The organism is Eudoraea sp. (assembly GCF_049669105.1).
In the GTDB taxonomy this organism is placed as follows: domain Bacteria; phylum Bacteroidota; class Bacteroidia; order Flavobacteriales; family Flavobacteriaceae; genus Eudoraea.
Map to the genome: position 1 here is coordinate 1 of NZ_JBATKE010000181.1, position 1,641 is coordinate 1,641.

Below are 1,641 nucleotides of genomic sequence, written 5' to 3' on the forward strand. Positions count from 1 at the left end.
AAAAAAAAGATTGGACTTTCATAATTCATATGACCTAAATAAGGGAATTACCAGAAGAAAAATTCCATGGGATTATTATCATATTCTTGAAATGGAAAATGCTGTTACCGCGGCAAGGATTGAACGACATATTAAGAGTATGAAAAGTAGAAAGTACATTGAGAATTTAAAAAAATATCCGGAGATGACTGAAAAGCTTCTCAAAAAGTATTCATAAATTTGACACCCAATAAAAAGACCTCATAGTTCAACGGATAGCCCCGATAGTTATCGGGACGGGGGAAGTTTCCTAAACTTGCAGGAAGAATAAGAGAAAGTATTTATAAATTCGCAGATTATAATTGGCCTCATAGTTCAACGGATAGAATAGAAGTTTCCTAAACTTTAGATCCAGGTTCGATTCCTGGTGAGGCTACGGATAAGCACAGCAGGCCTTTGCAAAAGCAAAGGCTTTTATTTTGGGACCGGCCGGGAGAGGATTGTTTTGTTAAGGTCTGATTCTAAAATAAATTCAACTAGGGTACAGTTGGGCTTCTGTATTTTAAGGTCGAGCCTTTCTCAGGTAAAGCCTATTCTACTGCCAGCTTGGTCAGCATTGTAAGTCGTGCGGCTTTAAGGGCAGGAATTAAAAGAAGAGTGACCCCACATATGCTGCGTCATAGCTTCGCAACGCATCTGTTGGATAAGGGAACAGATTTGTGAAAGATCCAGGTTCTTTTAGGTCACAACTCCAGCAAAACAACAGAGATTTATACCCACGTAGCAGAAAATTCCTTCAAAGATATTGATGATTTGTTATCTTAGCTATAAGTGATATATAGTGCATAATGCACTATATTCAATTGTTGGCAGCAAGTTGGAAAACAAATAAAATTGATATTTAAAATGAAATTTTTATTCTGGATTTGCTTAATATTTTCAGTACATAGCCATTGCCAAAATGAGCAAATTGTAAACCTGTCTTTTAATTTAAGTAGCGAAAACATCAATGAGAGTAACAGGAAGATAGTGGATGCTGAGGGGGTAACTTTTTATATTGAAGGGAATTATTTTCGTAAAGATAATCTTGTTGTTAAAGAAGTATCGCCAAATGAAATTGAAAATAAAACCTTTAAAAATATTAATGACTTAATTAAGTATAAGAATGCATTAATTGAAAAAGAAATAAAGAAATCAAAAAATTCTGGAGTTGTATCAATTATATCAAATCAAGACGTTTTTAAGAAGATATTTATTTACGAAAAGGCAACAAATAATTCCATTTTGGAACACAATGTAGTTTGGTTAGAGGTAATAGAATGTGAATAAAAAGAAAAAACCAGCAGCCAACAACGGCTATAATTCAGCGCTTCCTTCTCGGTAAAACAAAAATCCCTATTTTTATTTGAAACAAGGAACTGGCCTCAATGCGAAACAGCCAGGGCTCGCTTTGCCTGCGCGAATTTCTAACACTAACCGTGTTAGATCCGCCGCTTAGCTTCGTCCTTACGCCGCGCCGCAATCATAGCCCAGGCCGTTATGTGCCATTGCTTTTAACTAAGAGGCCTAATCAGAATGAATTGGAAGAAAGCTAAAATTATTTTTTTTGCACTTGTGATGATCCTAATTATTCTTTTTTTCTACTTCAGTGTGGGATACTCC

2 protein-coding genes, 1 tRNA gene and 1 pseudogene are annotated in these 1,641 nt (G+C 35.6%); all 4 read left to right on the top strand.

Annotation, left to right across the window (positions count from 1 at the left end; translation table 11 throughout):
* Window positions 1-217: GIY-YIG nuclease family protein (locus WBM60_RS14120; RefSeq protein ID WP_424283220.1), on the top strand; the 217-nt coding region annotated here is incomplete at its 5' end.
* A gap of 126 nt (window positions 218-343) precedes the next feature.
* A tRNA-Arg gene (locus WBM60_RS14125) sits at window positions 344-415 on the top strand.
* A 146-nt stretch (window positions 416-561) separates the two neighbouring features.
* Window positions 562-804: pseudogene (locus WBM60_RS14130) on the top strand (tyrosine-type recombinase/integrase); the annotation flags it as partial.
* Between the two features lie 81 nt (window positions 805-885).
* The gene (locus tag WBM60_RS14135; RefSeq protein WP_424260948.1) at window positions 886-1,308 is read left to right on the top strand and encodes a hypothetical protein; all 423 of its coding nucleotides are present in this window, start codon (window positions 886-888) and stop codon (window positions 1,306-1,308) included.
* Window positions 1,309-1,641: the final 333 nt, after the last annotated feature.